This window comes from Stenotrophomonas maltophilia group sp. Smal17, assembly GCF_030237045.1.
GTDB classification, from domain to species: domain Bacteria; phylum Pseudomonadota; class Gammaproteobacteria; order Xanthomonadales; family Xanthomonadaceae; genus Stenotrophomonas; species Stenotrophomonas forensis.
The window spans coordinates 22,685-48,685 of record NZ_JASJSU010000029.1; the positions used below are offsets into that span (position 1 = coordinate 22,685).

The window sequence follows — 26,001 nt, forward strand, 5'->3', positions numbered from 1 at the left end:
TCGGCCGCGATGGCGTGCGCCTGGGGGCCGATCTGCGCAGCAGCGGTTCGCTGACCCTGGCCAGCAGCAACGCGGACATCGTGCAGGTCGCCGTGCCCAATGGCGTGGGTGGCAGCGTGCAGTCGGTCGGCGCAGTGCAGGTTGATGCAGGCAGCGGGCGCATCGCGCTGGGCAATGCCGGCAACCGTTTCGGCGGCGCGCTCAACCTGTCCGGCGGTGACATCAACGTAACTGGCGATACGCTGCTGCTGGGCAATGTGGCCGCGAGCGGCCAGCTGTCGCTGGCCAGTGCCGGCGACATCCGCCAGCAGGGTGCTGCGCAGGTAGGAGGCACGACCCGGCTGAGCGCTGGCGGTGACATCGACCTGCAGGCCGGTGGCAACCGCTTCGGAGATGCTTTGGAAGTGCAGGGCCGGCAGGTGGCACTGGCCAGCGATGGCCCGCTGCAGCTGCAGGGCGTGACGGCGAACAGCCTGGTTGCACGCAGTGCGCAACGCCTGACCCTGTCGGCGGCCGATGTCACCGGCAATGTGGTACTGCAGAGCCAGCAGCTGCACTTCGGCACGACCCGCGTGGGCGGTAACCTGCAGGCGGTGGGCAGCAACGGCATCGATCAGGACGGCACGCTGCGCGTGGATGGCAGCACCGACCTGCGCAGCAATGCATCGATTGCACTGGGATTGGCTGGCAACGATCTGCGCGGTGCGGTGTCGCTGGCGGGCGCGGGCATCGATCTGACCAGTGCGGGCGACCTGCGCATCGGTTCGCTCGACAGCCGCAGCGCAGCGGTTCGCCTGCAGGCCGGGGGCGCACTGGATCTGCCCAGCGGCACAATCGATACCGGCAACGGTGACCTGCAGCTGCAGGCCGGCGGCGCATTGCGGTTGCCGGCGGCGCTGCGCGGCAACAACATCACTCTGCGCAGCGGCCAGGACCTGCAGCTCGGCCAGGATGTACTGGCTGCGGGGGTACTGCAGCTCGCAAGTGGTGGCACGCTGACCCAGACCGGGGGTGTGCTGGCCGCACAACGCCTGCAGGGCAGTGCCGGCGGCAAGGCCAGCCTGCGCGGCGACAACCGTATCGCCACGCTCGGTGACTTCGGCAGCCAGGGCCTGGAGTTGAAAACCATGCAGGGGCTGCAGGTGACCGGCAACGTGCAGGCCGGCGCACAGGGCCTGCTCGACGTGCGCGGTGGTGATCTGCTGCTCGATGGCAGTGTGCAGGCGGGCGGGCTGCGGCTGCAGTCGTCCGGTGCGATCCGCGCCGGTGCCGGTGGCCGCCTGCTGGCTGACCAGCTCAGTGGACGCGCGGCCGGCCCGACGATGCTGGGCGATGCCTCACTGTTCGTGGCCAATGCCATCGGCACCCTCGGTGATTTCCAGTCGCCGGCAGGCTTCAGCCTGACCAACGCCGGTACCCTGACCCTCGCCTCGCTCAACGGCAGCGCATTCAGCGTCGATGCCGGCAACAACGGGTTCCACCTGAAGGTGCAGGGCGGTGACATCCGCCAGCTGGGTACCACGCCGGTGCTGGCCGGTGACAGCCATTGGTGGTCCAGCGGTGGCATCGGCACCCAGCCCCTGCCGATCTATCTGACCAGCGCCGGCAGAACGCACACGATCGATTTCATCGGACGCCCGCCGGCCTATTTCCATGCCGTGGGCACAGATGGCCGACCTCTCGTGGTGGGCGATGGACCTGATCCCGAAGCGATGCGTCCTGGAGTGCTCGCACAGGGCGCGGTGCTGCCGCGGGCTGTCTATGTCGATGCGGCGGCAGCAGCCGTTGAGCAGCGTGCGATCGGTATCACGTACCCTGGAATCCGGTTGCCTGCGGGGACGGCGCGGGCCTGCGACGGTGACGCGGCGGGTTGCGTGCAGTAGCCCGTTGAACATGGGCGGAGTGCTGCCACTCCGCCCGGTTCGATGCCGGTCACATCACCAGCTGTACAGCTTCCAGTACACCGGCGACACGCCGTCCTTGTCGTTGTCGAAACGGCCGTCGCCGTTCTTGTCGTACATGTAGTACGGCGCGCCGCGCGACGGGGTCACCTTGACCATGCGCAGCTGGCCGGACACGCGGTATTCCTCGATGGTGTCACCGTTGTCCATGGTGCGCTTGGAGACATCGGCGCCCTTGACGTCCACCGGGGGAGCACCTGCGCCACCCATGCTGGCGCAGCCAGCGAGCAGGAGCACGGAAGCCAGCATCAGGGTCTTCATCGGCGGGGGCCTTTGCCTGGATAGAGCCCTGATTATGCCCCATCGCCGGGTGCGTGCCGTGTCGTCGCGGTGCAGGCACGGGCGCGTAGAATCGGCGCATGAGCAGATTAGTCCTGATCGACGGGTCCAGTTACCTGTACCGCGCGTTCCACGCGCTGCCGCCCCTGTCCAATGCACAGGGTGAACCCACCGGCGCGCTGTTCGGCGTGGTCAACATGCTGCGCTCGACACTGAAGGAACGCCCGGCCTACGTTGCGTTCGTGGTCGATGCGCCCGGCAAGACCTTCCGCGATGACCTGTACGACCAGTACAAGGCCAACCGGCCGCCGATGCCCGACGAGCTGCGCAGCCAGGTCGAGCCGATGTGCCGCATCGTCGAGGCGCTGGGCATCAGCATCCTGCGCATCCCCGGCGTGGAAGCCGACGATGTGATCGGCACGCTGGCCCTGCAGGGCCTGGCGCAGGACCTGAAGGTGACCATTTCCACCGGCGACAAGGACTTCGCCCAGCTGGTGCGTCCGGGCATCGAGCTGGTCAATACCATGACCGGCAGCCGCATGGATTCGGACGCGGCAGTGATGGACAAGTTCGGTGTGCGTGCCGACCAGATCATCGACCTGCTGGCGCTGATGGGTGACACCGTCGACAACGTGCCGGGCGTGGAGAAGTGCGGGCCGAAGACCGCTGCCAAGTGGCTGGCCGAGTACCAGCACCTGGACGGGGTGATGGCGGCCGCGCCGACCATGAAGGGCAAGATCGGCGAGAACCTGCGCGCCGCACTGGAGCGGCTGCCGCTGAACCGCGAGCTGGTGACCATCCGCACCGATGTGGCGCTGGACGCCAGCCCGACCACGCTGGCCCTGCGCGAGCAGGACGTGCCGGAGTTGACCGAGCTGTATGCGCGCTACGGCTTCACCCAGGCGCTGAAGGAACTGGGAGCACCGCTGCCGGCGCCCACCGCTGCCAGTGAGGCCACCCCGAGCCTGCGCGGTACCGCCGCCGGCTTCGCCCGTGGCAGCGCCGAAGCGCCGGCCGCCGGTACGCTGGACCCGGCGCTGGCCGCGCCCGGTGAATACGAGACGGTGCTGACCAGCGAACAGCTGCAGGCCTGGGTCGAGCGCCTGCAGCAGGCCGACCTGATCAGTTTCGATACCGAGACCGATGCGCTGGACGCGATGCGTGCGCGCCTGGTCGGCGTCAGCCTGGCCGTCGAGCCGGGCAGGGCCGCCTACATTCCGGTCGGCCACGACTACCCGGGTGCGCCGGCCCAGCTGCCGATGCAGCAGGTGCTGGACGCGCTGCGCCCGGTGCTGCAGGACCCGGCGAAGAAGAAGCTGGGCCAGCACGGCAAGTACGACCTGCATGTGCTGCGCCGCCACGGCGTGGACGTGCAGGGCTACCACGACGACACCATGCTCGAGAGCTTCGTGCTCAACTCCACCGCCACCCGCCACGACATGGACTCGCTGGCCCTGCGCTACCTGGGCTACAGCACCATCAAGTTCGAGGACGTGGCCGGCAAGGGCGCCAAGCAGATTCCGTTCTCGCAGGTGGGCATCGACGAAGCCAGCCGCTATGCGGCCGAGGACGCCGACATCACCCTGCGCCTGCACCACGCGCTGCAGCCGCAGCTGCTGGCCGAGCCGGCGCTGGACAGCGTGTACCGCGACATCGAGATGCCGCTGGTGCCGGTGCTGGCCAGCATCGAAGCCAATGGCGTGCGGATCGACACCGACGAACTGCGCCGGCAGAGCCAGGACCTGTCCTCGCGCATGCTGGCCGCGCAGCAGAAGGCCACCGAGCTGGCCGGGCGCAGCTTCAACCTGGATTCGCCCAAGCAGCTGCAGGCGGTGCTGTTCGATGAGCTGAAGCTGCCGGCGGTGGTGAAGACCCCCAAGGGCCAGCCCAGCACCAATGAAGAGGCGCTGGAGGCGATTGCCGAGCAGCACGAGCTGCCCCGGGTGATCCTGGAGTACCGCGGCCTGGCCAAGCTGCGCAGCACCTACACCGACAAGCTGCCGGAGATGGTCAACCCGGACACCGGCCGCGTGCACACCAGCTACCACCAGTCCGGTGCCGCCACCGGCCGCCTGTCCTCGTCGGACCCGAACCTGCAGAACATTCCGATCCGCACCGAGGACGGCCGCCGCATCCGCCGCGCGTTCATCGCGCCGGAGGGTTTCCAGCTGCTGGCGGCCGACTATTCGCAGATCGAGCTGCGGATCATGGCCCACCTGTCCGAGGACCCGGGCCTGGTGCGCGCCTTCGAACAGGGCGCCGACGTGCATCGTGCCACCGCCGCCGAGGTGTTCGGGCGCACGCTGGAGGAGGTGACCCCGAACGAACGCCGTGCCGCCAAGGCGATCAACTTCGGCCTGATGTACGGCATGAGCGCGTTCGGCCTGGCCCGCAACCTGGGCATCGACCGTGGCCAGGCGCAGGACTACGTGGCGCTGTACTTCAGCCGTTACCCGGGCGTGCGCGACTTCATGGAGCGGATGCGCCAGCAGGCCCGCGACCAGGGCTACGTGGAAACCCTGTTCGGCCGCCGCCTGTACCTGAACGACATTCATGCCCGCAACCAGGGCCTGCGCGCGGGGGCTGAACGCGCGGCGATCAACGCGCCGATGCAGGGCACCGCCGCCGACATCATCAAGCGCGCGATGGTGGACGTGGACCAGTGGCTGCGTGACAGCGGCGCACCGGCACGGATGATCCTGCAGGTGCACGATGAACTGGTGTTCGAAACCGAAAGCAGTTTCGTTGAAGACTTGCGTTTGCAGGTGGTGGAACGCATGTCGCAAGCGGCCAAACTGCGGGTGCCGCTGGTGGTCGATACCGGTATCGGCAGCAACTGGGACGAGGCGCACTGACGGCGTTTCAGGCCGAAAACGACGTGAATTTGTTCATCAGTCGGGGGTTTCTGACTCGATCATGAATGTTCCCCCGATTGAAGTTCATTAAATTGGGCCCCTTCACGAACCGTTAGTGTTCGGAGTGCTTCTATAACTCTCGACAGGCGCAATGCCTGTTGTGGATCTCTCCCATCCCCTGGAGCAGATCTCGGAACGGGGACTCCTCCCCAAGTGCCCGTTCCCCGGCCCCGTTGACCTCCCCCTGGTCAGCGGGGCTTTTTATTTGTGCCGTTGCCAGATTCCCTGGTCTGCGCCACGCTGGGCCACCGCTCCGCAGGGGAAAACGATGCCCGATCTGTTCGCACTGGCGATGCCGTGGTGGGAGTTCATCCTGCGCGCGGTGGTGGTCTACGTCGTAGTGCTGGGCATGGTCCGGCTCAGCGGCAAGCGCCCGCTGGGGCAGATCACCCCGTTCGACGTGCTGCTGGTGGTGCTGCTGGGCAATGCGGTGCAGAACGCCCTGCTGGGCACCGACACCTCGCTGGGCGGCGGCCTGCTGCTGGCGGCGACCCTGATCCTGCTCAACTACGGGGTGGGCTGGGTGAGTACCCGCAGCCGGCGGATCGAGCGCCTGGTGGAGGGAGAGCCGGTGGTGATCGCGCGCGATGGGCGCCTGTTCGACACCGTTCTGCGTCGCGAACAGGTCACCCGCGCCGATTTCGAGGCCGCCATGCGCCAGCAGGGCTGCCTGGGCGTTGAGGATGTCGAACTGGCCCTGCTGGAGATCAACGGGCACATCACCATCATCCCCAGGAAGAGCACCTGATCGGGTAGCGCCGAGCCTGGGCCCGGCTGCACGGTGCATCAGCCGGGCGGGGGACCGCAGCCCCGGTCAAGGCGTGCAGCGGTCGTTGCCCGCCGCAGGCTTGCGCTCGTAGTAGGCGAATCGGTTGCCACCGTCGATACCGGCCAGGTTGCCGTTCTGCAGCAGCTGCAGCACGAAGTCGCTGCCGAGTTCGCGATGGATGAGGATGCGGCCGTCGCGCAGGCTGGCGCGTAGTGGCTGCTCGCGGCCACCGGCTTCGACCACGCCGCCCTGCAGGAAGCGCAGCTGCGACAGCACGCTGCGTTCGGCTTCAAAGCTGCCGCAGGGCAGCGCGCTGGCCGTGACCGGTGCCAGTGCCGTGCCAGGAGCGCTGGCCAACACGCCGAGGTCCTTGGCCGGCCCGCAGGCCGGGGCGTCCGCGCGCTGTGCACACGACAGCTGCAGCGCCTCGCGGGCCTGCTGCAGGCGGCCACTGCTCCACAAGGTCTCGGCGGTGTCGGCGCAGAACGTTTCGCCCTGCTGCACGCGGCACAGGGCGATCAGTTCATCCAGCTGTGCCGGCGGCAGCGGCGCATCCACCGAATGCTGCAGGCCGAGCAGGGCCTTGCCCATCATTTCCGAGGCGACCTGCCTGGCCACCGCCGTGCAGCCCTCGGCGTCGAACGAGGGTGACTCCTCCTTGCAGATCTCGGGCATCGGCGGCTCCGCCGTGCTCGGCGAAGCGTCCTTGGCCTGCTGCTGGTAGGTTTCCAGCAGGCGCATGCAGGCGGCGCCCACGCCCTCGGCGCACCAGGCATGCAGCTTCTGCGGCTCGGCTTCCGGCAAGGCCTCCAGGCACTCGGAGGTGTTCATCACGCAGCCGTCTTCGATGGGCTCCGGCATCACCTTGCATGCGGCGGAGCGCTCACGGGTGAACTCGCGGTACGGGGTGCTAAGGGTGCGGTCGTTGTCGGAGAAGTACCAGTTCTCCAGGCGGCCCGTGGACAGGTTGCCGGTGCCGAGCACGTCGTCCTGGCGGGCGATGCGCAGTTCCTCGGTGGCCTGGTAGGGGCCGGACAGGAAGCCGTGGCCCTCGCTTTCGAGGGTCAGCGTGGTGTTGCCGCTGCTGTCCTTGTAGGTGCCGCAAGCCATCGATTGCGCGGCGGCCGGCAGGCTGGCCGAGGCCAGCACGAGCAGCAGCAGGGAGCGCCAACCCGCAGCGCGGGGACGAAGGGAAGCAGACGCGGGCATGACATCATCCTTGAGGAAAAAAAGACGACCTGTCCGGTGCACGACGCACCGCAGGCGTGGGGATGGCACCACGCGTCAGGCGTGGTGCCGGAAGATCAGAGCCAGTCGCGCGGCACCAGGTAATCCGCCAGGCGTGCCTCGGCACTGCCGGCGTCCGGGTTGAAGCCGTATTCCCAGCGCACCCGCGGCGGCAGGCTCATCAGGATGCTTTCGCTGCGGCCACCGCTCTGCAGGCCGAACAGCGTACCGCGGTCGTAGACCAGGTTGAATTCCACGTAGCGGCCACGGCGGTACAGCTGGAACTCGCGTTCGCGCTCGCCATGGGGCGTGTCCTTGCGCTGCTGCACGATCGGCAGGTACGCCTCCAGGAAGCCATCGCCGACCGCGCGCAGATAGTCGAAATCGCGCTCGAAATCGCCATGCAGGTCATCGAAGAACAGGCCGCCGACGCCGCGTGTTTCGTTGCGGTGGCGCAGGAAGAAGTACTCATCGCACCAACGCTTGTGCGCGGCGTAGCGTTCCTCGCCGAAGGGTGTGCACAGATCGCGTGCGACCCGGTGCCAGTGCTGCACGTCCTCGTCGAACGGATAGAAGGGGGTCAGGTCGAAGCCGCCGCCGAACCAGCTGGCCACCACTTCGCCGTCGCGCTGCGCCTGGAAAAAGCGCACGTTGGCGTGGGTGGTCGGCACGTAGGGATTGAGCGGGTGGAACACCAGCGACACGCCGGTGGCGCGCCACGAGGCGCCGGCCAGTTCCGGGCGGTTGGCCGAGGCCGACGGCGGCAGGCGGCTGCCAGCCACGTCGGAGAAGCCGATGCCGGCCTGTTCGAACACTGCACCGTCGCGCAGCACGCGGGTACGCCCGCCGCCGCCCTCGGCCCGCTGCCACAGGTCTTCCTGGAAGCGGGCCTGGCCATCGGCGGCCTCGATCGCCGCGCAGATGCGGTCCTGCAGGTCGGTGAGGTAGGCGCGCACGCGCTCGAATTCGTTCATGGCGCGTACTTTACCGCAGCGCCCGGCCGGGCCGTGCGATGCACGGCGGTCAGCGCCGTGGTGGGCGGCACCGGCCCGCGTCGGTCACTGGCCGGTAACGCTCGTAGGCGGTCTGAATGTCCATGCCGAGCAGGTCGCCATTGCCCAGCTGGCGCAGCACGAACGTTTCGCCGTTCTGCTGCAGCTGGACGGCACCTTCGTGCAGCCGGGCCTGCCTGCCATCACCGAAGTCGAAACTGTCGAACTGGCCACCGTCGGCCTGGTAGCGGCCACACGGCACCCGCTGCAGCGGCACCAGGCGCAGATCGGTACCGAGTTCACGCAGCGGCGCGGTACGTTCGCAGGCACTGACGCGGCCGCCATCGCAGGTGACCTGCAGGGCCTGCACCGCCAATGCGGGCTCCAGCGCGATCAGCTGCTGCGCGGCTACTTCGACGCAGAAGCGGCCACCCCGGTGCTGCAGGCACAACTGCTGCAGGCGATCGCGTGCAGCGGCTGGAAGCGGCGAATCCAGCGTGTCTTCGTCTTCCTGTGCCAGCCGTTGGTCCACCCGCCGCATGGCGGTGGCCAGTGCATCGTCGGTCATGGCTTCGCAGGCCTGCCGATCGTGCCCGGCGGTGTGTTCGTGGCACGGCGGCGGACGCTTGAAGACGGCCGGGCCGGCGTCATCGGCTGCAGCGGTTGCGCTGCCCTCACGCATCAGCCGCAGCAGCGTCGAGCAACCCGCACCCACGCCCTCGTCGCAGGCGCGCCGGGCCTGGCCGGGCGAGGCGGTTGGCAGCTGCACCATGCAGTAGCTGCCAGCAGCGCGGCAGCTGCCGGCCGCCGCGCCGGGTTCGGCGGTGCAGGCCCGGGACTGGCGCAGGGTGTAGACCACCGACACGCTGTCCTCGATGCGCTGCCCATCGGCGCTGATCCGGATCGGTTCCGCCACGCCATCGTCGAGCATGACCAGGCGGGTCTGTTCCGCACTGCGATCGACCCACAGCGGCTCCGGCTCACCGATGCCGTTGTGGCGGTAACCGCTGCTGGGGCTGGTGAACACCAGTGCCATGCCGTCATCGAGGCTGCGGTACTCGCCGCAGCGCAGGGCATCGGCGCTGGCAGGCAGCGCGGCGAACAGCAGCAGGGCAGGGAAAAGAGCCAGCAAGCGCATGCGACGGTCCTTGTCGTGCGAGAAGGGGATGGGGCTCAGCGGAAGCGCGAGCGGATATCGGGCCGCAACAAACGCCAGGCCAGCCAACCCTGCAGGCCCAGGAACAGCACTGATGTGCCGAGCAGGGTGAAGGTCATCATCCAGCGACGCGGCTGCAGCGACTGCTGCATCTCCGGCCCGTCGGCGAGCAGCACGATCATGTCGCGCATGAACACGTCCCACCACCAGGTGATCGCGAAATTGGCCAGCGCGCTCAACAGCAGCATCACCACGAAGCTCCATAGGCCCCAGTAGCGTTCGCGCAGCAGCCCCCAGCTGGCCACGGCCGAGACCAGGCAGAGCAGTGCGGCGATCATCGAGGCACCCACCGGGTGCGCCAGCAGCCAGGAAAGGCTGTGCATCTGCCGATGCTGTGCTTCACCTGCCAGCAGCTGCCAGAGTGGAACGTCGTGCAGCGGCCACACCAGCAGCCCCTGCAGCACGAAATAGCCGGCCAGCAGCGCGGACAGCCAGAAGGACGCCTGGACCAGTGGCCGGATCCACGCCTGGTAGGGCGAAGGCTGCAACGAGGGCGGCGGGAGCGGCACTGACATCCGGTGTCCTTGCAATCGGCACCCGCGCGGTCAGCGGGCCGTCACCCGGGTGGCGACGGCCGGCAGGATATGGTGTTCGCTCAGCGGTGCCAAGGGCAGGCCGTGCGGCGGCTGCAGCGGCACCCAGGCCAGTTCGGCAATCTCGGCGCGCGCCTGCGGGGTACCGTCCACCTGCACCCACCACGCCTGTGCCTGCACGCGGTGGCCGGGCTCGTTCACCGCCCAGTCTTCGAAGGCGCCCAGCGCGAGGGCGGCATCGGCGCGCAGCTGCACGCCCAGTTCCTCGCCCAGTTCGCGGGCCAGCGCCTGCAGCGGCGCTTCGCCGGGTTCGGGCTTGCCGCCCGGCTGGATGAAGCGGTGGGCGCCCTGCTTGCGCACCACCAGCGCCCGGCCACGGTCATCCAGGATGACCGCGGCCACGATCTCTATCGTGGCCGCGGCAGTGCTCACTTCAGGTTCTGCTCGAACAGCTTGAGGATGCGCTTGTACTGGTCCAGCCAGGAATCGGCACGGACATAGCCGTGGCGCTCCAGCGGGTACGGCGCGATCGACCAGTTGTCCTTGTGCAGTTCGATCAGGCGCTGGGTGAGGTTCACCGAGTCCTGGAAGAACACGTTGTCATCCATCATGCCGTGGGCGATCAGCAGGTTGTCCTGCAGGTTCTGCGCGTACTCGATGGGCGAGGACACGCGGTACGCCTCCGGATCGATGTCCGGGGTGTTGAGGATGTTGCTGGTGTAGCCGTGGTTGTACTGGTGCCAGTCGACCACCGGACGCAGCGCGGCGCCGGCCTTGAAGGTGCCCGGCGAGCGGAACAGCGCCATGAAGGTCATGAAGCCGCCGTAGGAACCGCCGTAGATGCCGGCGTGGTCGCGGTCACCCTGCTGGGTGCCGACCAGCCAGTCCAGGCCGTCCTTGTAGTCTTCCAGTTCCGGGTGGCCCATGTTGCGGTAGATCGCCGTACGCCAGTCGCGGCCGTAGCCCTCGCTGCCGCGGTAATCCATGTCCAGCACGATGTAGCCCTTCTGCACCAGCAGGTTGTGGAACATCTGCTCGCGGAAGTAGGCCGGGTAGCGCTGGTGCACGTTCTGCAGGTAGCCGGCGCCGTGCACGAACATCACGATCGGGTACTTGCGGCCCGGTTCCTTGTTTTCCGGTTCGTAATACTTGGCCCAGACCACGCCGGCGCCATGCTTGGATGGCACTGCCACCAGCTTCGGCTGGATCCATTGGCGCGCCTTGTAGTCGGCGGTGCGGGTGTCGGTCAGCACGCGTGCCTGGCCACCGGCACTGGGCAGCACCGCCAGTTGCGGCGGCAGGTAGGCGCCGGAGTAGCGCACCAGCAGCTGCTGGCCATCCGGCGACAGCGAGAAATCTTCCACGCCGTTGAGGCTGGTCAGCTCGCGCACCTGGCGGCTGCCGGTGTCGACCGCGCAGACTTCATAGTCATGCGGGGCCTGCTGGTTGCACAGGAAGTAGAAGCCCTTGCCATCGGCCGACGGCACCGGCGCCGAGGTTTCCCACTTGCCGCTGGTCAGTGCCTGCGGCTTGGCGCTGCCGGCCTGGGTGTACAGATGCGAGAAGCCCGATTCCTCGGACAGCAGCCACAGCGTGCGGCCGTCGGCCATCCAGCCGAAATCGTTGAAGCCCCAGTTGATCCAGGCGTTGTCGGTCAGCCGGTGGCGGTTCTGCACGCGGCCGTCGGCGGCGTTGACGCTGATGATCCAGCGGTCCTTGTTGTCGTTGGCACGCAGCATTACTGCAGCCTGCTGGCCGTCGGCGCTCCAGCGGATGCCACCGCCCATGAAATCGCTCATCACCTGCAGGCTGCGCTCGCCCTTCAGTGCGTCCTTGCCGGCCTTGCGGCGCAGTTCGGCCAGCGGATCGGTGCCGATGCCCGGCAGGCCCGACAGCGAGAGCTTCTCGGCCTTGCCGGTGCGCACGTCGACGTACCACAGGGTGTGCGGCTCGAAGCCGTTGCGGCCGACGCGGGTGCGGGTGTCTTCGGTTTCCTCATAGCCTGACTCGGTCACGTACAGCGGCATCTTGCCGCCGCGACCGTCATCGAAGTCCTTCGGCTTGGTCACCACGATCAGGTGGTCCAGGTCCGGCGACAGCACGCTGTCGGCAATCTCGACATCGGTGCCCAGGTACACCGGGCCGGGCGCGCGGGTCGGGTCGGCCTGGCGCCAGCGCTGGTCCTGGTCCTTCAGCGCCTCGCGCTGGTCGCGGTCGCGGCGCAGGGTTTCCAGCGTACGCAGCTGCTGGTCGCGCAGCACGTCGGCCTTCGGCGGTGTACGCGGGTCCTTCTCGGCCTTCAGGCTGGCCACCTGCTGCACGCCGCTGGAGGCAGTCCAGTGGAACCAGTTCTGGCCGACGCGCCAGATCACGCCGTTGTCGGCAGCGAAGTTCACGTTGCCCGCGCGCTCGTTGCTGCGGGTCAGCTGGGTCAGCGCACCGCTGCGCAGGTCGCGCACGAACACGTCGCCATTGCGCACGAACGCACTGCGGCTGCGGCTGCGGTCGTAGACCGGCTCGGCCACATCCAGGGTGCCGCGCTGGTCATCGGCCACCTGCGCGGCCACGCCACCGGCCACCGGCTGGCGGAAGGTGTCGCGCACCGGGCTGCCGTTGCGCTTGAGCTGGTATTCCACCTGCTGGCTGTTCCACGACCACCAGGCCTTCTCGACCGGCGGGCCGATCCAGTCCGGGTCGGCCATGGCCTGTTCGATGGTGATCGGCGTCGGCGCGGCATGCGCGGCCGGTGCGGCCAGCACGGCCGACAGCAGGAGGGACAGGGGCAGCACTCGGGACATGGGCGGACGGCACCGGAAGAGGAAACCGGGCAAGGGTAGCAGCCGCCCCGGCCGCGGGCAGGGGCCACAGGTCATGGCAGCGGAATCGGCAAACTGCCAACCCTGGTCGGTGCTCGGGTATGTGTGCCGACCGAGGTTGGCAGCTACCAGAGCGGTTGACCCCTGCGACAAAGTGAAGCAGCGCGTCACCCGGTCGCATCCCGGCTTAACCAAATCCTCCTAAAGTGGTCCGGTATCCCACCGGTCGCAGGCAGGAGGCGTCCCTTGGACGCGTTGTTGTTGTCCCGGATCCAGTTCGGATTCGTCATCAGTTTCCACGTGCTGTTCCCGGCCTTCACCATCGGCACGGCCAGCTGGCTGGCCTTCATTGAATGGCGCTGGCTGCGCACGAAACTGCCCGTGTGGCGCGAGCTGTATTTCTTCTGGCAGAAGATCTTCGCCGTGTCATTCGGCATGGGCGTGGTCAGCGGCATCGTCATGGCCTTCCAGTTCGGTACCAACTGGCCGCGGCTGAGCGAAGTGGCTGGCACGGTCATCGGCCCGCTGCTGACCTATGAAGTACTGACCGCCTTCTTCCTGGAAGCCAGCTTCCTCGGCGTGATGATGTTCGGCTGGGGCCGGGTCTCGCCGCGCCTGCATTTCCTGTCCACCTGCATGGTGGCGCTGGGCACGCTGTTTTCCACGTTCTGGATCCTGTCGTCCAACAGCTGGCTGCACACGCCGGCCGGCTACGAGATGGTCAATGGCATCGTGCACCCGGTGGACTGGTGGCAGGTGGTGTTCAACCCCTCGTTCCCGTACCGCCTGGCGCACATGGCGCTGGGTTCGTTCATCACCACCTGTTTCGTGATCGGTGGCGTCGGCGCGTGGTACCTGCGCAAGGGCACGCATGTGGAAGCCGGCCGGCGCATGCTGGTCGCGGCGGTAGCGTTCGCGGCGCTGACGGTGCCGGTACAGATCTTCGTCGGCGACATGCATGGCCTGAACACGCTCAAGCACCAGCCGATGAAGATCGCGGCGATGGAAGCGCACTGGCATGAAACCAAGGAAGGCGAGGGCGTGCCGCTGGTGGTGTTCGCGCTGCCCAACGAAAAGGAAGAGCGCAACGATTTCGAAGTGGCGATCCCGAAGCTGGGCAGCGTGATCCTCACCCATTCGCTGGACGGCAGCTTCGATCCGCTCACGTCGGTACCGGCCAGCGAACGGCCGCCGGTGACGCCGGTGTTCTTCGCCTTCCGCATCATGGTCGGGCTGGGCACGCTGATGCTGCTGCTGGCCTGGGTCTCGGCATTCCAGCTGTGGCGCCGGAAGCTGCTGGATTCGCCGTGGCTGCTGCGCGGCTGGAACTGGATGTTGCCGAGTGGCTTCATCGCACTGCTGTCCGGCTGGTTCGTCACCGAAATGGGGCGCCAGCCGTGGGTGGTGTATGGCGTGCTGCGCACCGCCGATGCGGTCGGCCCACAGAGCGCGTGGATGACCGCGCTGTCGCTGGGTGTCTACGTGGTCGGTTACGCCTTCGTGTTCGGCTGGGGCATCTGGTACCTGGTGAAGATCCTGCGCCATGGGCCGCAGCCGTATGCCGAGGGGCCGTCGCTGGACCACGGCAGCCATACCCCGGCGCGCCCGCTGTCGGCAGCCGACGAACCGCTGGAGGATCGTTGACATGGACCTGATGACCTGGCTGCCGGTGGCGTGGTTCGCGGTGATCGGTTTCGGTGTGCTGATGTATGTGGTGCTGGATGGCTTCGTGCTCGGCATCGGCATCCTCGCCCCGTTCGCCGAAGACGAGGAACAGCTGGACCTGATGATGAACACCGCCGCACCGATCTGGGACGGCAACGAGACCTGGCTGGTGCTGGGCGGCGCCGGCCTGCTGGCGGCATTCCCGAAGGCCTATGCGGTGCTGCTGTCGGCGCTGTATCTGCCGGTGCTGCTGCTGGTGGTGGCGCTGGTGTTCCGCGGCGTGGCCTTCGAGTTCCGCTTCAAGGCGCATCGCTCACGCCGGTTGTGGAGCGTGGCGTTCGCACTGGGCTCGCTGCTGGCCACCTTCGCCCAGGGCGTGATCCTCGGCACGCTGGTGCAGGGCCTGCCCCTGCAGGACGGCGTCTATCACGGTGGCCCGTTCGCCTGGTTCAGTCCGTTCGCGATGTTGACCGGCGCCGCGCTGGTGGCCGGCTACGCGCTGCTGGGCAGTACCTGGCTGATCCTGAAGACCGAAGGCCGGGTGCAGGCGCTGGCGCGGCAGATGACCCGGCCGCTGGTGGTGGCGGTGATCGCGGCGATGGGCCTGGTCAGCAGCTGGCTGCCGTTCCTGCAGTCGCGCCTGATGGACCGCTGGTTCAGCGATGGCAACTTCTGGTGGCTGTCGCCGGTACCGCTGCTGACCCTGGCGGTGGCGGCCGCGTTGTGGCGCAGCGCCACCCATCCGCGCCGTGACCTGCCGCCGTTCCTGCTCAGCCTTGCCCTGTTCGTGCTCGGCTTCCTCGGCCTGGTGCTGGGCATGTGGCCATACCTGCTGCCGCCATCGATGACCTTGTGGCAGGCCGCTGCGCCGGCATCATCGCTGGGCTTCACCCTGGTCGGGCTGGTGATCCTGCTGCCGGTCATCCTCGGCTATACAGCGTGGTCCTACCGGGTGTTCCGCGGCAAGGTACACGCCGACGCCGGCTATCACTGAGCACCGGGCCAAGGCTGAACGCCGTCGCCACATTGCTGAACCTCGTCGGGGAAACACCGTCGATCACGCCGCCATCGTCGGCTGACGGCTTTCCCCGGTGTCGGCTTTCCGACACAATCATGGCTCTTCCCGGGTTATTGTCCCGCGGACATGCACGCCTACGTCTATAAAAGCCAACTCAAGCCGGACACCTACGTCTACGTTCCCCGACGCGAAGATTTCAGCGCGCTGCCTGCGCCGCTGCTCAAATCGCTGGGGACGCTCACTTTCGTGCTGGACGTTGCCCTGGATGCCCAGCGCCGTCTGGCGCAGGCCGACCCGGACAAGGTTCGCAGCGAAATGAGCGAACGCGGCTTCTACCTGCAGGTGCCGCCCTCGGTGGCCAGCTTGATGCCGCGGCACTATGACTGAACCTTCCCGTCCGCGTGCCCTGTCGATCGCCTTCACTGTTGGCGCCGTGCTGGCGCTGGGCGCTGCCGTGGGCGGCGTCCCGGGCGCCCTGCTTGCCGCACTGGCGCAGCCTGCGTTCGCGCTGGGCGTGTCGTGGTGGCGGCGCAGCCGCGCGCTGCTGCCGTTGAAGGTGGTTGCGCGCCAGGATTTGCCCGCGCTGCTGGCGCTGTGGGCGGCCGCACCGGTCCTGCTGGCGCTGCTGCTGGCCTGGCCGCTGGCCGCGCTGCGCGATAGCGGCAGCCTGGCGGCGGTGCTGGGCCTGAGCGTGCTGGTCAGTGCCGGCCTGCTGGCGGCCTGGCGTACCTGGCCGCTGTGGAATGATGTGGAACGCCTGGATGGCAGCCTGGCCCAGCACTGGCAGGCGCTGGCCGGACGTGACCTGACCGCCTGGCGCGGCCTCGGTGTGGCCGCACTGGTGATCGCGCTGGCGGCACTGGTGGTGCTGCCGGCCTGGCCGGGCCTGCTGCCGGAAAGTGCTCGCTGGCCGGCCGCGCTGGCCGTAGTGGTGCTGTCGCCGCTGCTGCACCTGTTGCTGCAACGGGTGGCACCCGCACCGCTGGTGTCGTTGCGTACCGGCGCGTTGAACGCGACCAGCCACGAACACGAACCGATGTTCGCCGCCGCGGCCGAGACTGCGCCGCTGGAGGCGATGGCGCCGCAGGAACTGACCCCGGCCCTGTACGAAGCCGCCCGCCATGGCCGCATCGACCGCGGCCTGCAGCTGCTGCAGGCCGGTGCCGATCCCTATGCATTGCCGGACCCGAACTGGCGCGACCAGCGCAGCCTGGCGGTACTGGCCGCGGTGCTGCCAGACCTGCGCCTGCTGCGCGAGCTGATCGCCCGCGGTGTTGACGTGAACGCGCCGCACCGCGGCATGACCCCGCTGCTGGCGGCGACCCGTGACAGCTGGCATGGCCGCCCCGAAGCGGTGATGACCCTGCTCGCCAACGGTGCCGATTCGCGCGCCACCGACAGCGACGGCAACACGCCGCTGCATCATGCCGCGCGCAGTTCCGACCCGGGCGTGGCGGCGCTGCTGCGCGATGCCGCGGCCGAAGTCGATGCGCTGAACAGTGATGGCTGGTCACCGCTGGCGGTGGCCTGCCAGGTCGGCAACTGGCGCCTGGCGCGTTTCCTGCTCGAACGCGGTGCCCGCAGCGAGCCGGCCGAAGGCACTCCGGTGCTGCTGGCCGCCGCCGCCACCGAAGACGACGATCCGGCCGGCGTGCAGCTGCTGCTCAAGCACAAGGCACGCGCCGACGCGCGTGATCGCCAGCGCCGCAGCGCGCTGCACGAGGCCGCATTGGCGGGCCACGTCGAGATCATCGGCGTGCTGCTCGGTGCCGGCGCCAACCTGGAAGCGCGCGATGCGCTGGGCCGTACGCCGTGGCTGGAAGCGGCCCGTGCCGGTCGCGCTGCGGTGATCGAGCACCTGCTGCCGCACAAACCCGACCTGGTCGCCGTGGACGGCGAAGGCCGCAACGCAGTGCAGCTGGCGGTGATGGCCGAGGATGTCTCGCCGCTGCTGATCAAGCGCCTGGTCGAGCTGGGCATCGCCGCCGATGCCGCCGATCCGGTCGGTCGCCGCGCGGTGGACTACGCCGCCGAAGCGGGTCGCTGGGCGATCGTGGCCCTGCTGGACCCGTCCTATCCGTTGCCGGCCGCCGTCAGTGATGGGCTGGCCGAGCGCGGCGAAGCGGCCATGGCCAGCGGCCTGCTGCCGGACCGTCCGCCGCTGACCCTGCTGCGTGAAGCGCTGGGCTTCGGCAACACCGAAGGCATGGCCGCGCTGGCCAGGCTGTGCCAGCCGGAAGAACTGGGTGGCCTGCTGCTCGATCCTGAGCTGGCGCTGGAGCCGCGTGCGGTCGACTGGCTGCTGGGCCACGGCGCCGATCCCTATGTGCGTGACGCCTGCGCCGACACGCCGATGTTCGCGCTGCTGTCGCGCGGCATCGATGCGGTGCCGGCACTGCAGGTGATGCTGCAGCGTGGCCTGTCGCCGGCCGGGCGCGGTGGCCTTGCGCGCTTCCTCGCCGCCTGCGCCCAGCACGACCAGGCCGCCCGAGGGCTGGAACAGCTGGCGCTGGAATTGCTGGAGCGTGGCGCCGATCCGTTTGCGGCCTCGCCGGCCGGCGATCCGCCGCTGTCGCTGGCGGTACGCCTGGGTTGGCTGCGCCTGCAGCAGGCCCTGCTGAAGGCTGGCGTCGATCGCGAAGCGCGCGACAGCCACGGCATGACCGCCTTGCATCTGGCCACCGCGCTGGCTCGCGAAGGTGCATTGAAGCTGCTGGTGCAGCACGGCGCCTCGCCGGAAGCACGCGCCGCTGATGGCCAGACGCCGCTGGGCGTGGCGCTGTCGATTGGACGCCGTGACCTGGCCGACTGGCTGGACTGGCGGGTGTGGCCGTTGCCGCGACGCACCCTGCGCGAGGCCGATCTGCCGGCCGCCGCGATGGCCGGCGACGTCGATGCGGTACGCCGCCTGATCGATCTGGGATTTGCGGTCGACGCGGTCGATGCACAGGGCTGCACCGCGCTGCTGCGTGCGGCCGGTGGCGGCCATCTGGCAGTGACCGATCTGCTGCTGGCGCGTGGCGCTGATCCGCAGCACGCGGCGGCCAGTGGTGCCACGCCGTTGTCGGCGGCGGTCAGCATGCGCCAGGTCGATATCGTCTCGGCCCTGCTCGATGCCGGTGCCAAGCTGGAACATCGCCTGCCGGGCGGTGTGACCGTGCTGATGCTGGCGTCCGCGCTGGGCCTGCCGGACATCGTCGCGCGCCTGCTGACCGCCGGCGCCGATGTACATGCCGGTGACGCGCAGCAGCTGGGTCCGCTGCACTGTGCCGCGCTGTATGGCTTCAGTGCCCGTGACCGCTCGCGCCTGCTGGCCCTGCTCGACACCCTGCTGCTGGCCGGTGCCGAGCCGGACCAGGCTGCTGCCGGTTCGGTCACGCCGCTGCTGCTGCTGCTGGGCGCACGCGCCGAGCCGGGTACCGCCTGCGACGAGCAGGTGGTGATGGCCGCGGTGGAGCGCCTGCTGGACGAGGACGTGAGCCTGGACGTGCGTGACCCGCGCGGTTTCGGCCCGCTGCACCTGGCCGCCCTGCACGGTTTGCCGCTGCTGGTGCAGCGCCTGCTGCGTGCCGGTGCCGATCCGGAAGTGCGCGACAGCCTCAACCGCAGCCCACGCGAGATCGCGGTGATGCGCGGCTTCATCGACGTGGCCGGTGAGTTCGAGCCGCGCGTGCCGGGTGTTTCCTCGATGGCCCGGTTCCTGCGCGACAACGGCTGATCCCAGCGGGCGGCACGACCGGGTTCGCCAACCATCGGGTGGGTGCCGACCGTAGGTCGGCACGCCTACGTGTCGTCGCTTTCCGCGTCGGCCTCGAACAGGTGCATCAGGTCGTTGCGCGCATCGCGCGAGGTCTGGATCACCGCGGCCTCGTCGTCGTAGACCAGGTACTGGTCGCGCAGCAGCTGTTCGTCATGTTCGCGGAAGCGCTGCACATGGCGCTCGGCCACGTTCGCCGCAATACCCAGCGCGGTCAGCACACGCCCGCTCATCTCCAGGCTGGTGCCGAACACTTCGCGGAACGGCTCGGCCGACATGTCCATCAGCCGCCACGCATGCTGGCGGTTGCGCGCTCGCGCCAGCACCGTCGCATCCGGGTACAGCCGGCGCACCATGCGCACCGCGCGCAGGTTGGTCTCCGGGTCATCCACGGTGATCACGAACACATCGATGTGCTCGCCACCGGCCGCGCGCAGCATTTCGGGCCGGGTCGGGTCGCCGTAGTACAGCTGGTTGCCGAAGCGGCGCAGGTCGGCCACGGTGTCCGGGTTCGCCTCCAGCGCCACGAACGGCACCTTCTGCGCGGTCAGCAGGCGCGCGATCACCTGGCCGAAGCGGCCCATGCCGGCGATCAGCACCTTCGGCCGGTTGTCCGGTGCCACCTTGTCAGCCTCGGCGGCCTGGCGCGGTGCGGCCTTTTCCTGGCCGAGCAGCCTGAGCAGCGCGATCATCAGCAGCGGCGTGATCGCCATCGACAGGCCGACGATGGCCACCAGCCGGTCATGGTTGGCGTTGCCCAGCAGGTGCGCGCGCTGCGCTTCGTTGAACACCACGAAGGCGAATTCACCGCCCAGCCACAACACGCTGCCCAGCAATAGCGACTGCCGCGAACTGAGCTTTGCAATACGCCCGATCACGTACAGCAGACCGAACTTGACCACCAGCAGGATGCCGACGCCGGCGGCGATCAGCCACGGCTCGGACGCGATGCGGTCGAGGTCGATGCCCATGCCCACCGCAATGAAGAACAGGCCCAGCAGCAGCCCCTTGAACGGCTCGATCTGTGCTTCCAGTTCGTGCCGGAATTCCGAGTCGGACAACAGCACGCCGGCCAGGAATGCACCCAGGCTGGGGCTGAGGCCGGCTTCCTGCATGAACCAGGCGGTGCCCAGCACCACCAGCAGGGCGGTGGCGGTGAACACTTCCGGGCTGCGGGTGCGCGCAATGATGCTGAACACCCTGCGCAGCACCGGCCGCCCGCACAGGATCACCACCGCCAGCGCGCCCAGCGCCACGGCCGCGTCCTCCCAGCGCAGCGTCTCGTTCTTGACCCCGCCCAGCAGCGGAATGGCCGCCAGCAATGGGATCGCGATCAGATCCTGGAACAGCAGGATCGCAAAGCCCAGCCGGCCATGGTCGCTGTTGATCGCCTTGTGCTCGGACAGCAGCTGCAGGCCCACCGCGGTGGACGACAGCGCCAGCGCCACACCCACCACCAGCGCGCTTTTCCACTGGAAATGGTCGAGCAGCAACAGGCCGCCCAGCACCAGCCCGGACAGCGCCACCTGCGCCGCACCGGCACCGAACACCGAGCGCCGCATCACCTTCAGGCGTGCCGGCGACAGTTCCAGGCCGATCACGAACAGCAGCATCACCACACCGATCTCGGCGGCGCCGAGGATGCGGTCGGCGTCCTGCACGAAGCCCAGCCCGTCCGGGCCCAGCACCACGCCGGCCGCCAGGTAGCCCAGCACCGCGCCGAAGCCGAACTTCTTGAACACCGGCACGGCGATGACCGCCGCCAGCAACAGCACCAGCGCCAGTTCCAGACCACCGCTATGCATGGGAGTACCTGGTCATCGGGGGAACCGGCCGCGCGTCCGTTCGGAGGAGGGAAAGCATGGCGAACGCCACTGCCACATTATGCGCGCCGGTGCGTGTACGCACGAGGACACGCGTGCGGGCAACGCTGCCGGCTGGCCCCGGGTTGACCTGCCTGCCCGGCAGGTCCAGACTCCCCGCCGCTGGCGGCGCGTCCGCCGGCACACGCATCCCGGAGTCCCCAACCCATGTCCAGCGACAGTAGAAGTCGACCTCGTTCGACGCCAGCGATGGCCACCGCCTGACATCGGGACGGTTTGCCTGCGTTGGCGTTGCGCGAGGTCGCACCCCCACAAGGCAGAACCGATGAACCAGAAGCAATTGCTGCGCGCAGGGGCCGATGCTGCTGCCCTGGCCGCACCCCTGGCGAACTACAACACCGCCGACGCGGTGGAGTTCCTCAATACGCTGGAGCTGACGCGCGCCGCGGACACGCTGGCGGCGCTGCCGTTGCCGCGTGCAGTGAAGATGCTCGAAGCGCCGGAGCTGCACCGCAGCGGTGAGCTGGTGGCCGCGTTGCCGCCGGCGCGCGCCGCCGCCCTGCTCGGGCTGATGGCCGATGACCGCGCCACCGACATCGTGCACGAGCTGGACGAGGACGAGCGCGCGCGGTTGATCCCGCTGCTGGGCACCGATGCCCGCCAGGCCATCCAGAAGCTGCTGAGCTACCCGCCCAACACCGCCGGCGCGCTGATGACCACCGAGTACGTGGCGGTGCCCGCCAGCTGGACCGTGGCGCAGACCCTGCAGCACATCCGCCAGGTCGAGCGCACCCGCGAAACGGTGTACGCGATCTACGTGCTGGACCCGGCCAGCCAGCACCTCCAGCAGGTGGTGACCATGCGCCGGCTGATCACCGGGTTGCCGGAGGAATCGATCCTGGACGTGGCCCAGGTCAACCCGCCGGTGACCGTGGACGCGCTGATGGACCAGGAGGAAGTGGCGCGGTTGATCCGTCGCCACGATCTGCTGGCGATTCCGGTGGTTGATGCGCAGCAGCAGATGCTCGGCATCGTCACCGTCGATGACGTGCTGGATGCGCTGATCGAGGAATCCACCGAGGATGCGCACAAGTTCGGCGGCATGGAAGCGCTGGACAAGCCGTACATGCAGATCGGCTTCCTTGAGATGCTGCGCAAGCGTGCTGGTTGGCTGAGCGTGCTGTTCCTGGGCGAGATGCTGACCGCCAGCGCCATGCAGCACTACGAGGACGAACTGGCGCGCGCGGTGGTGCTGACCCTGTTCATTCCATTGATCATGAGTTCGGGTGGCAACTCCGGTTCGCAGGCCACCTCGCTGCTGATCCGCAGCCTGGCGCTGCGCGAACTGCGCCTTCGCGACTGGTGGAAGGTGGCCCTGCGCGAGATCCCGACCGGCATGGTGCTCGGCGCCATCCTCGGCTGCCTGGCCATCGTGCGCATCGTGATCTGGCAGCTGGGTGGCCTGCACGACTACGGCGAGCACTGGATCCTGCTGGCGATCACCATCGGTGCGGCGCTGGTCGGCATCGTCACCTTCGGCTCGCTGTCCGGCTCGATGCTGCCGTTCATCCTGAAGCGCCTCGGCTTCGACCCGGCCAGCGCCTCGGCCCCGTTCGTGGCCACGCTGGTGGATGTCACCGGCCTGGTGATCTATTTCAGCATCGCCGCGATGATCCTGCACGGCACGCTGCTGTAAGCCGGAACCCCGCGCTGCGGTAGGTGCCGACCTTGGTCGGCACGCAGAGCAAAAAGGGGACGGAGGGGATTAAGTCGTTTGTGCCACAAACGACTTAATCCCCTCCGTCCCCTTTTTGGGTACCGTAGGCGTATGAGTACCTACCATCTGCAGTCTGTGTTCCGCCCGCAGTCGGTCGCGGTGATCGGTGGCAGCCCGCGCGAGCGCTCGGCCGGCCGTGCGGTGATGCGCAACCTGCGTGGCACTGGCTTCCCTGGCAAGGTGGCCTGGATCAACCCGCGGCATGCCGAGATCGATGGCATCCGCACGGTCAAACGGCTGAAGGATCTGGACTGGGTGCCTGACCTGGTGGTGATCACCGCGCCGGCGACGATCGTGCCGCAGGTGGTGCGCACCGCGGCCGAACGTGGCGTGCAGGCGGCGATCATCCTCACCGCGCACCTGGGCGAAGGCCCCGGCTCGCTGTCGGCGCAGGTGGAGGCGGTGGCGCGCACGCATGGCCTGCGCATCCTTGGCCCGCACTGCCTGGGCGTGATCGCGCCGCATGCACGGCTCAACGCCAGCATCGCCGCGCATTTCCCGCAGGCCGGCGACCTCGCGCTGATCTCCGAATCCTCGGCCATTGCCGCCGCACTGGTGGAATGGGGCGTGGCGCGCTCGGTCGGATTCTCTGCCGTGGTCTCGCTGGGCGACACGATGGATGTCGACTTCGGCGATCTGCTCGATTACTTCGCCACCGACTACCGCACTCGCGCCATCCTGCTCTATGTCGAGCAGATCAAGGACGCGCGCAAGTTCATGTCGGCCGCGCGTGCTGCCGCGCGTGCCAAGCCGGTGGTGGTGGTGAAGTCGGGCCGCGCCGAACGCGTGCAGCCGGGCAGCCGCGATACCCACGTGCAGGCGCTCGCGCGCGCCGATGATGTCTACGGCGCGGCGTTCAACCGCGCCGGCCTGCTGCGCGTGGGGGCGCTGGACGAACTGTTCACCGCCGCCGAGTCGCTGGGCCGGCTGGGCACCTTCCCCGGCCGCCGCCTGGCCATCCTCAGCAACGGCGGCGGTGTCGGCCGCCTCGCGGTGGACCAGCTGATCGCACTGCGGGGCACGCTGGCCAACCTGTCCGACAGCACCATCGAAAAGCTCGACGCGGTGCTGCCGCAGGGCTGGTCGCGCAGCAATCCGGTCGACATCGTGGTCGATGCCGACGGTGACCGCTACGCCTCGGCCATCGAAGCGCTGCTGGCCGACAGCGAGAACGACGCGGTGATGGTGGTCAACGTGCCGACCGCGTTCACCTCGTCCGCCGATGCAGCGCAGGCGCTGACCCGCACGCTCGGCCTGCGCCCGCGCCACCACCGCGACAAGCCGGTGTTCGCGGTGTGGCTGGGCAACGATGACCAGGCCACCGCCACGCTCAACGCGGCGCGGGTGCCGACCTATCCGACCGAGGCCGAAGCCGTGCGTGGCTTCCAGCATCTGGTGCGTTACCGCGAAGCGCAGAACGCGCTGATGGAAACGCCGCCCAGCCTGCCACAGGATTTCAATGTCGATGCGGGGGCTGCGCGCGCGCTGGTCGATGCCGCGCTGGCCAACGGGCAGCAGTGGCTGGACCCGCTGGCCACCCACGAACTGCTCAAGGCCTATGGCATTCCGTCCGCGCCGGTGATGCACGCGCGCGATGCGCATGAGGCGATGGACCTGGCGCAACCGCTGCTGGAGCGCGGCGCCAGCGTGGCGTTGAAGATCCTGTCGCCGGACATTCCGCACAAGTCGGAAGTGGATGGCGTGCGCCTCAACCTGGGCACGCTGCCGGCGGTGCAGAGCGCGGCCAATGCGATCCTGTCGCGGGCCCGCCAGCTGCGGCCGGACGCACGCATCGATGGCCTGCTGGTACAGCCGACCATCGTCCGCCCGAAAGCGCGCGAGCTGATCGTCGGCATCGCCGACGATGCCACGTTCGGCCCGGTGATCGTGGTCGGCCGTGGCGGTACCGCGGTTGAAGTGATCAACGACAAGGCACTGGCACTGCCGCCGCTGGACCTGCGCCTGGCCCACGAACTGATCGGCCAGACCCGTGCCTCGCGCATCCTCAAGGCCTACGGTGACGTGCCGGCCGCCGACGAGCGTGCACTGGCGCTGGCATTGGTGAAGCTGGCCCAGCTGGCCGCCGACATTCCCGAAGTGCGCACGCTGGACATCAATCCACTGCTGGTCGATGGCAAGGGCATCCTCGCCCTCGACGCACGCATCGCCATTGCGCCCTCGCGCATCCTGCACAAGGGCCGCGGCCATCCCCGTTTCTCGGTGTTCCCGTATCCGAAAGAGTGGGAGCGCACCATCGAACTGTCCGACGGCGGCCGCGCCTTTGTACGGCCGGTGCGGCCGGAAGACGACGCGCTGTTCCGCGCGTTCTTCGCCCGTGTCAGCGACGAGGACCTGCGCCTGCGCTTCTTCCAGTCGGTGAAGCACTTCAGCCACGAATTCATCGCGCGCCTGACCCAGCTCGACTACGCGCGCTCGATCGCACTGGTGGCGATTGAACCGCGCAGCGGCGAAATGCTCGGCGCGGTGCGCCTGCACGCCGACGCCGATTACCACCGTGGCGAGTACGGCATCCTGATCCGGTCGGACCTGAAGGGCCACGGCATCGGCTGGCGGTTGATGGCGATCATGATCGAGTACGCCAAGTGGCTGGGCCTGGATGTGGTCGAGGGCCAGGTGCTGCGCGAGAACAGCACCATGCTGGCGATGTGCCAGAGCCTCGGTTTCAAGACGAAACTCGACCCGGACGACCCCACGGTGATGATGGTGACCCTGCCGGTGCAGCAGGTCGAGGTGCCGGAGGTGCCGCTGTAGAGTCGAGCTTGCTCGACTGCTTGTCATCCAGGAACAGTCGAGCAAGCTCGACTCTACGACCAGGTTACCGCAACGGTTCCACCACCACCGCTGTGCCATAGCACAGCACCTCGGTCAGCCCGGTCATCACGTCGGTGGCGTCGTAGCGCATGCCGATGATCGCATTGGCACCCAGCTGCCGCGCGTGCTTGACCATGTCGCGGTAGGTTTCCTCGCGGGCCTGTTCGCACAGTTCGGTGTAGATGGTGATGTTGCCGCCGAACAGGGTCTGGATGCCGCCCAGGAAGTTGCCGACGATCGAGCGCGAGCGCACGGTGATGCCACGCACCACGCCCAGGTTGCGCGCCACGCGGTGGCCGGGCAGCTCGAAGGCGGTGGTGACCAGCGAATCGTCGAAGCGCAGCGCCGGAGGGGAGGGGATGCCGCTGTTGTAGGGGTCTGCCATGGTCGCGTCCGTGTCGTAGAGTCGAGCTTGCTCGAC

17 protein-coding genes and 1 pseudogene are annotated in these 26,001 nt (G+C 68.4%); 9 read left to right on the forward strand and 9 right to left on the reverse strand.

The genetic code is table 11. The features are described from left to right. Nucleotides 1-1,883, forward strand: a pseudogene (locus tag QRO93_RS09980) (hypothetical protein); the annotation flags it as partial. Between the two features lie 54 nt (nucleotides 1,884-1,937). Here the strand turns inward: QRO93_RS09980 and QRO93_RS09985 are convergent. Beyond that, entirely contained in the window at nucleotides 1,938-2,222 is a 285-nt protein-coding gene (locus QRO93_RS09985) for a DUF2782 domain-containing protein (RefSeq protein WP_040006855.1), read from the reverse strand. Nucleotides 2,223-2,320: 98 nt separating this feature from the next. Here QRO93_RS09985 and polA point away from each other — a divergent pair, with 98 nt between their 5' ends. Continuing rightward, on the forward strand, nucleotides 2,321-5,095 hold the full coding sequence (polA, locus tag QRO93_RS09990; protein WP_180880794.1) for a DNA polymerase I: 2,775 nt from the start codon (nucleotides 2,321-2,323) through the stop codon (nucleotides 5,093-5,095). A 328-nt stretch (nucleotides 5,096-5,423) separates the two neighbouring features. Then, complete coding sequence (locus QRO93_RS09995) at nucleotides 5,424-5,903, forward strand: DUF421 domain-containing protein (RefSeq protein WP_053451150.1); 480 nt, start codon at nucleotides 5,424-5,426, stop codon at nucleotides 5,901-5,903. A 66-nt stretch (nucleotides 5,904-5,969) separates the two neighbouring features. On the opposite strand, the gene QRO93_RS10000 is transcribed toward QRO93_RS09995, so the two are convergent. The 6 genes from QRO93_RS10000 to QRO93_RS10025 form a co-directional block, all read right to left on the reverse strand. Beyond that, on the reverse strand, nucleotides 5,970-7,133 hold the full coding sequence (locus QRO93_RS10000; protein ID WP_180880795.1) for a hypothetical protein: 1,164 nt from the start codon (nucleotides 7,131-7,133) through the stop codon (nucleotides 5,970-5,972). A 95-nt stretch (nucleotides 7,134-7,228) separates the two neighbouring features. Beyond that, nucleotides 7,229-8,125, reverse strand: coding sequence for an oxygen-dependent coproporphyrinogen oxidase (hemF, locus tag QRO93_RS10005; protein WP_133935906.1), 897 nt, complete (start codon nucleotides 8,123-8,125; stop codon nucleotides 7,229-7,231). Between the two features lie 49 nt (nucleotides 8,126-8,174). Further along, complete coding sequence (locus QRO93_RS10010) at nucleotides 8,175-9,281, reverse strand: hypothetical protein (RefSeq protein WP_180880796.1); 1,107 nt, start codon at nucleotides 9,279-9,281, stop codon at nucleotides 8,175-8,177. A 35-nt stretch (nucleotides 9,282-9,316) separates the two neighbouring features. Then, complete coding sequence (locus QRO93_RS10015; protein ID WP_180880798.1) at nucleotides 9,317-9,874, reverse strand: hypothetical protein; 558 nt, start codon at nucleotides 9,872-9,874, stop codon at nucleotides 9,317-9,319. A gap of 30 nt (nucleotides 9,875-9,904) precedes the next feature. Further along, nucleotides 9,905-10,324: an NUDIX domain-containing protein gene (locus QRO93_RS10020; protein ID WP_180880800.1), complete on the reverse strand. Its 420-nt coding sequence runs from the start codon at nucleotides 10,322-10,324 to the stop codon at nucleotides 9,905-9,907. Then, entirely contained in the window at nucleotides 10,321-12,690 is a 2,370-nt protein-coding gene (locus QRO93_RS10025; protein ID WP_180880802.1) for a S9 family peptidase, read from the reverse strand. Before QRO93_RS10025 ends, QRO93_RS10020 begins: the two co-directional genes overlap by 4 nt. Before the next feature lie 264 nt (nucleotides 12,691-12,954). Here QRO93_RS10025 and QRO93_RS10030 point away from each other — a divergent pair, with 264 nt between their 5' ends. From QRO93_RS10030 to QRO93_RS10045, 4 genes are all read left to right on the forward strand, one after another. Further along, on the forward strand, nucleotides 12,955-14,352 hold the full coding sequence (locus QRO93_RS10030) for a cytochrome ubiquinol oxidase subunit I (RefSeq protein WP_008266442.1): 1,398 nt from the start codon (nucleotides 12,955-12,957) through the stop codon (nucleotides 14,350-14,352). 1 nt (nucleotide 14,353) lies between these two features. After that, nucleotides 14,354-15,367: a cytochrome d ubiquinol oxidase subunit II gene (cydB, locus tag QRO93_RS10035; RefSeq protein WP_006476247.1), complete on the forward strand. Its 1,014-nt coding sequence runs from the start codon at nucleotides 14,354-14,356 to the stop codon at nucleotides 15,365-15,367. 150 nt (nucleotides 15,368-15,517) lie between these two features. Next, the gene (locus tag QRO93_RS10040) at nucleotides 15,518-15,778 is read left to right on the forward strand and encodes a YcgL domain-containing protein (RefSeq protein ID WP_006476245.1); all 261 of its coding nucleotides are present in this window, start codon (nucleotides 15,518-15,520) and stop codon (nucleotides 15,776-15,778) included. Beyond that, a complete protein-coding gene (locus tag QRO93_RS10045; protein ID WP_133935898.1) occupies nucleotides 15,771-19,109 on the forward strand; it encodes an ankyrin repeat domain-containing protein in 3,339 nt (1,112 codons plus the stop codon). The genes QRO93_RS10040 and QRO93_RS10045 overlap by 8 nt, the downstream gene beginning before the upstream one ends. A 65-nt stretch (nucleotides 19,110-19,174) precedes the next feature. Here the strand turns inward: QRO93_RS10045 and QRO93_RS10050 are convergent, their stop codons facing one another. Continuing rightward, nucleotides 19,175-20,953, reverse strand: coding sequence for a monovalent cation:proton antiporter-2 (CPA2) family protein (locus QRO93_RS10050; protein WP_180880804.1), 1,779 nt, complete (start codon nucleotides 20,951-20,953; stop codon nucleotides 19,175-19,177). A gap of 343 nt (nucleotides 20,954-21,296) precedes the next feature. Here QRO93_RS10050 and mgtE point away from each other — a divergent pair, with 343 nt between their 5' ends. Next, a complete protein-coding gene (mgtE, locus tag QRO93_RS10055; protein ID WP_053451136.1) occupies nucleotides 21,297-22,667 on the forward strand; it encodes a magnesium transporter in 1,371 nt (456 codons plus the stop codon). A gap of 132 nt (nucleotides 22,668-22,799) precedes the next feature. Beyond that, nucleotides 22,800-25,520 (forward strand): bifunctional acetate--CoA ligase family protein/GNAT family N-acetyltransferase, encoded by a 2,721-nt coding sequence (locus QRO93_RS10060; RefSeq protein WP_180880806.1) that lies wholly within the window; start codon nucleotides 22,800-22,802, stop codon nucleotides 25,518-25,520. A 64-nt stretch (nucleotides 25,521-25,584) separates the two neighbouring features. Here QRO93_RS10060 and QRO93_RS10065 read toward each other — a convergent pair whose 3' ends face one another. Continuing rightward, entirely contained in the window at nucleotides 25,585-25,965 is a 381-nt protein-coding gene (locus QRO93_RS10065; RefSeq protein WP_053451134.1) for a YbjQ family protein, read from the reverse strand. Nucleotides 25,966-26,001 lie beyond the last annotated feature (36 nt).

Bases quoted from the DNA above. Each gene is read 5' to 3' on its own strand.
- QRO93_RS09985 (WP_040006855.1), bottom strand. From the start codon at position 2,222: ATGAAGACCCTGATGCTGGCTTCCGTGCTCCTGCTCGCTGGCTGCGCC.
- polA (WP_180880794.1), top strand. From the start codon at position 2,321: ATGAGCAGATTAGTCCTGATCGACGGGTCCAGTTACCTGTACCGCGCG.
- QRO93_RS09995 (WP_053451150.1), top strand. From the start codon at position 5,424: ATGCCCGATCTGTTCGCACTGGCGATGCCGTGGTGGGAGTTCATCCTG.
- QRO93_RS10000 (WP_180880795.1), bottom strand. From the start codon at position 7,133: ATGCCCGCGTCTGCTTCCCTTCGTCCCCGCGCTGCGGGTTGGCGCTCC.
- hemF (WP_133935906.1), bottom strand. From the start codon at position 8,125: ATGAACGAATTCGAGCGCGTGCGCGCCTACCTCACCGACCTGCAGGAC.
- QRO93_RS10010 (WP_180880796.1), bottom strand. From the start codon at position 9,281: ATGCGCTTGCTGGCTCTTTTCCCTGCCCTGCTGCTGTTCGCCGCGCTG.
- QRO93_RS10015 (WP_180880798.1), bottom strand. From the start codon at position 9,874: ATGTCAGTGCCGCTCCCGCCGCCCTCGTTGCAGCCTTCGCCCTACCAG.
- QRO93_RS10025 (WP_180880802.1), bottom strand. From the start codon at position 12,690: ATGTCCCGAGTGCTGCCCCTGTCCCTCCTGCTGTCGGCCGTGCTGGCC.
- cydB (WP_006476247.1), top strand. From the start codon at position 14,354: ATGGACCTGATGACCTGGCTGCCGGTGGCGTGGTTCGCGGTGATCGGT.
- QRO93_RS10040 (WP_006476245.1), top strand. From the start codon at position 15,518: ATGCACGCCTACGTCTATAAAAGCCAACTCAAGCCGGACACCTACGTC.
- QRO93_RS10045 (WP_133935898.1), top strand. From the start codon at position 15,771: ATGACTGAACCTTCCCGTCCGCGTGCCCTGTCGATCGCCTTCACTGTT.
- QRO93_RS10050 (WP_180880804.1), bottom strand. From the start codon at position 20,953: ATGCATAGCGGTGGTCTGGAACTGGCGCTGGTGCTGTTGCTGGCGGCG.
- mgtE (WP_053451136.1), top strand. From the start codon at position 21,297: ATGAACCAGAAGCAATTGCTGCGCGCAGGGGCCGATGCTGCTGCCCTG.
- QRO93_RS10060 (WP_180880806.1), top strand. From the start codon at position 22,800: ATGAGTACCTACCATCTGCAGTCTGTGTTCCGCCCGCAGTCGGTCGCG.
- QRO93_RS10065 (WP_053451134.1), bottom strand. From the start codon at position 25,965: ATGGCAGACCCCTACAACAGCGGCATCCCCTCCCCTCCGGCGCTGCGC.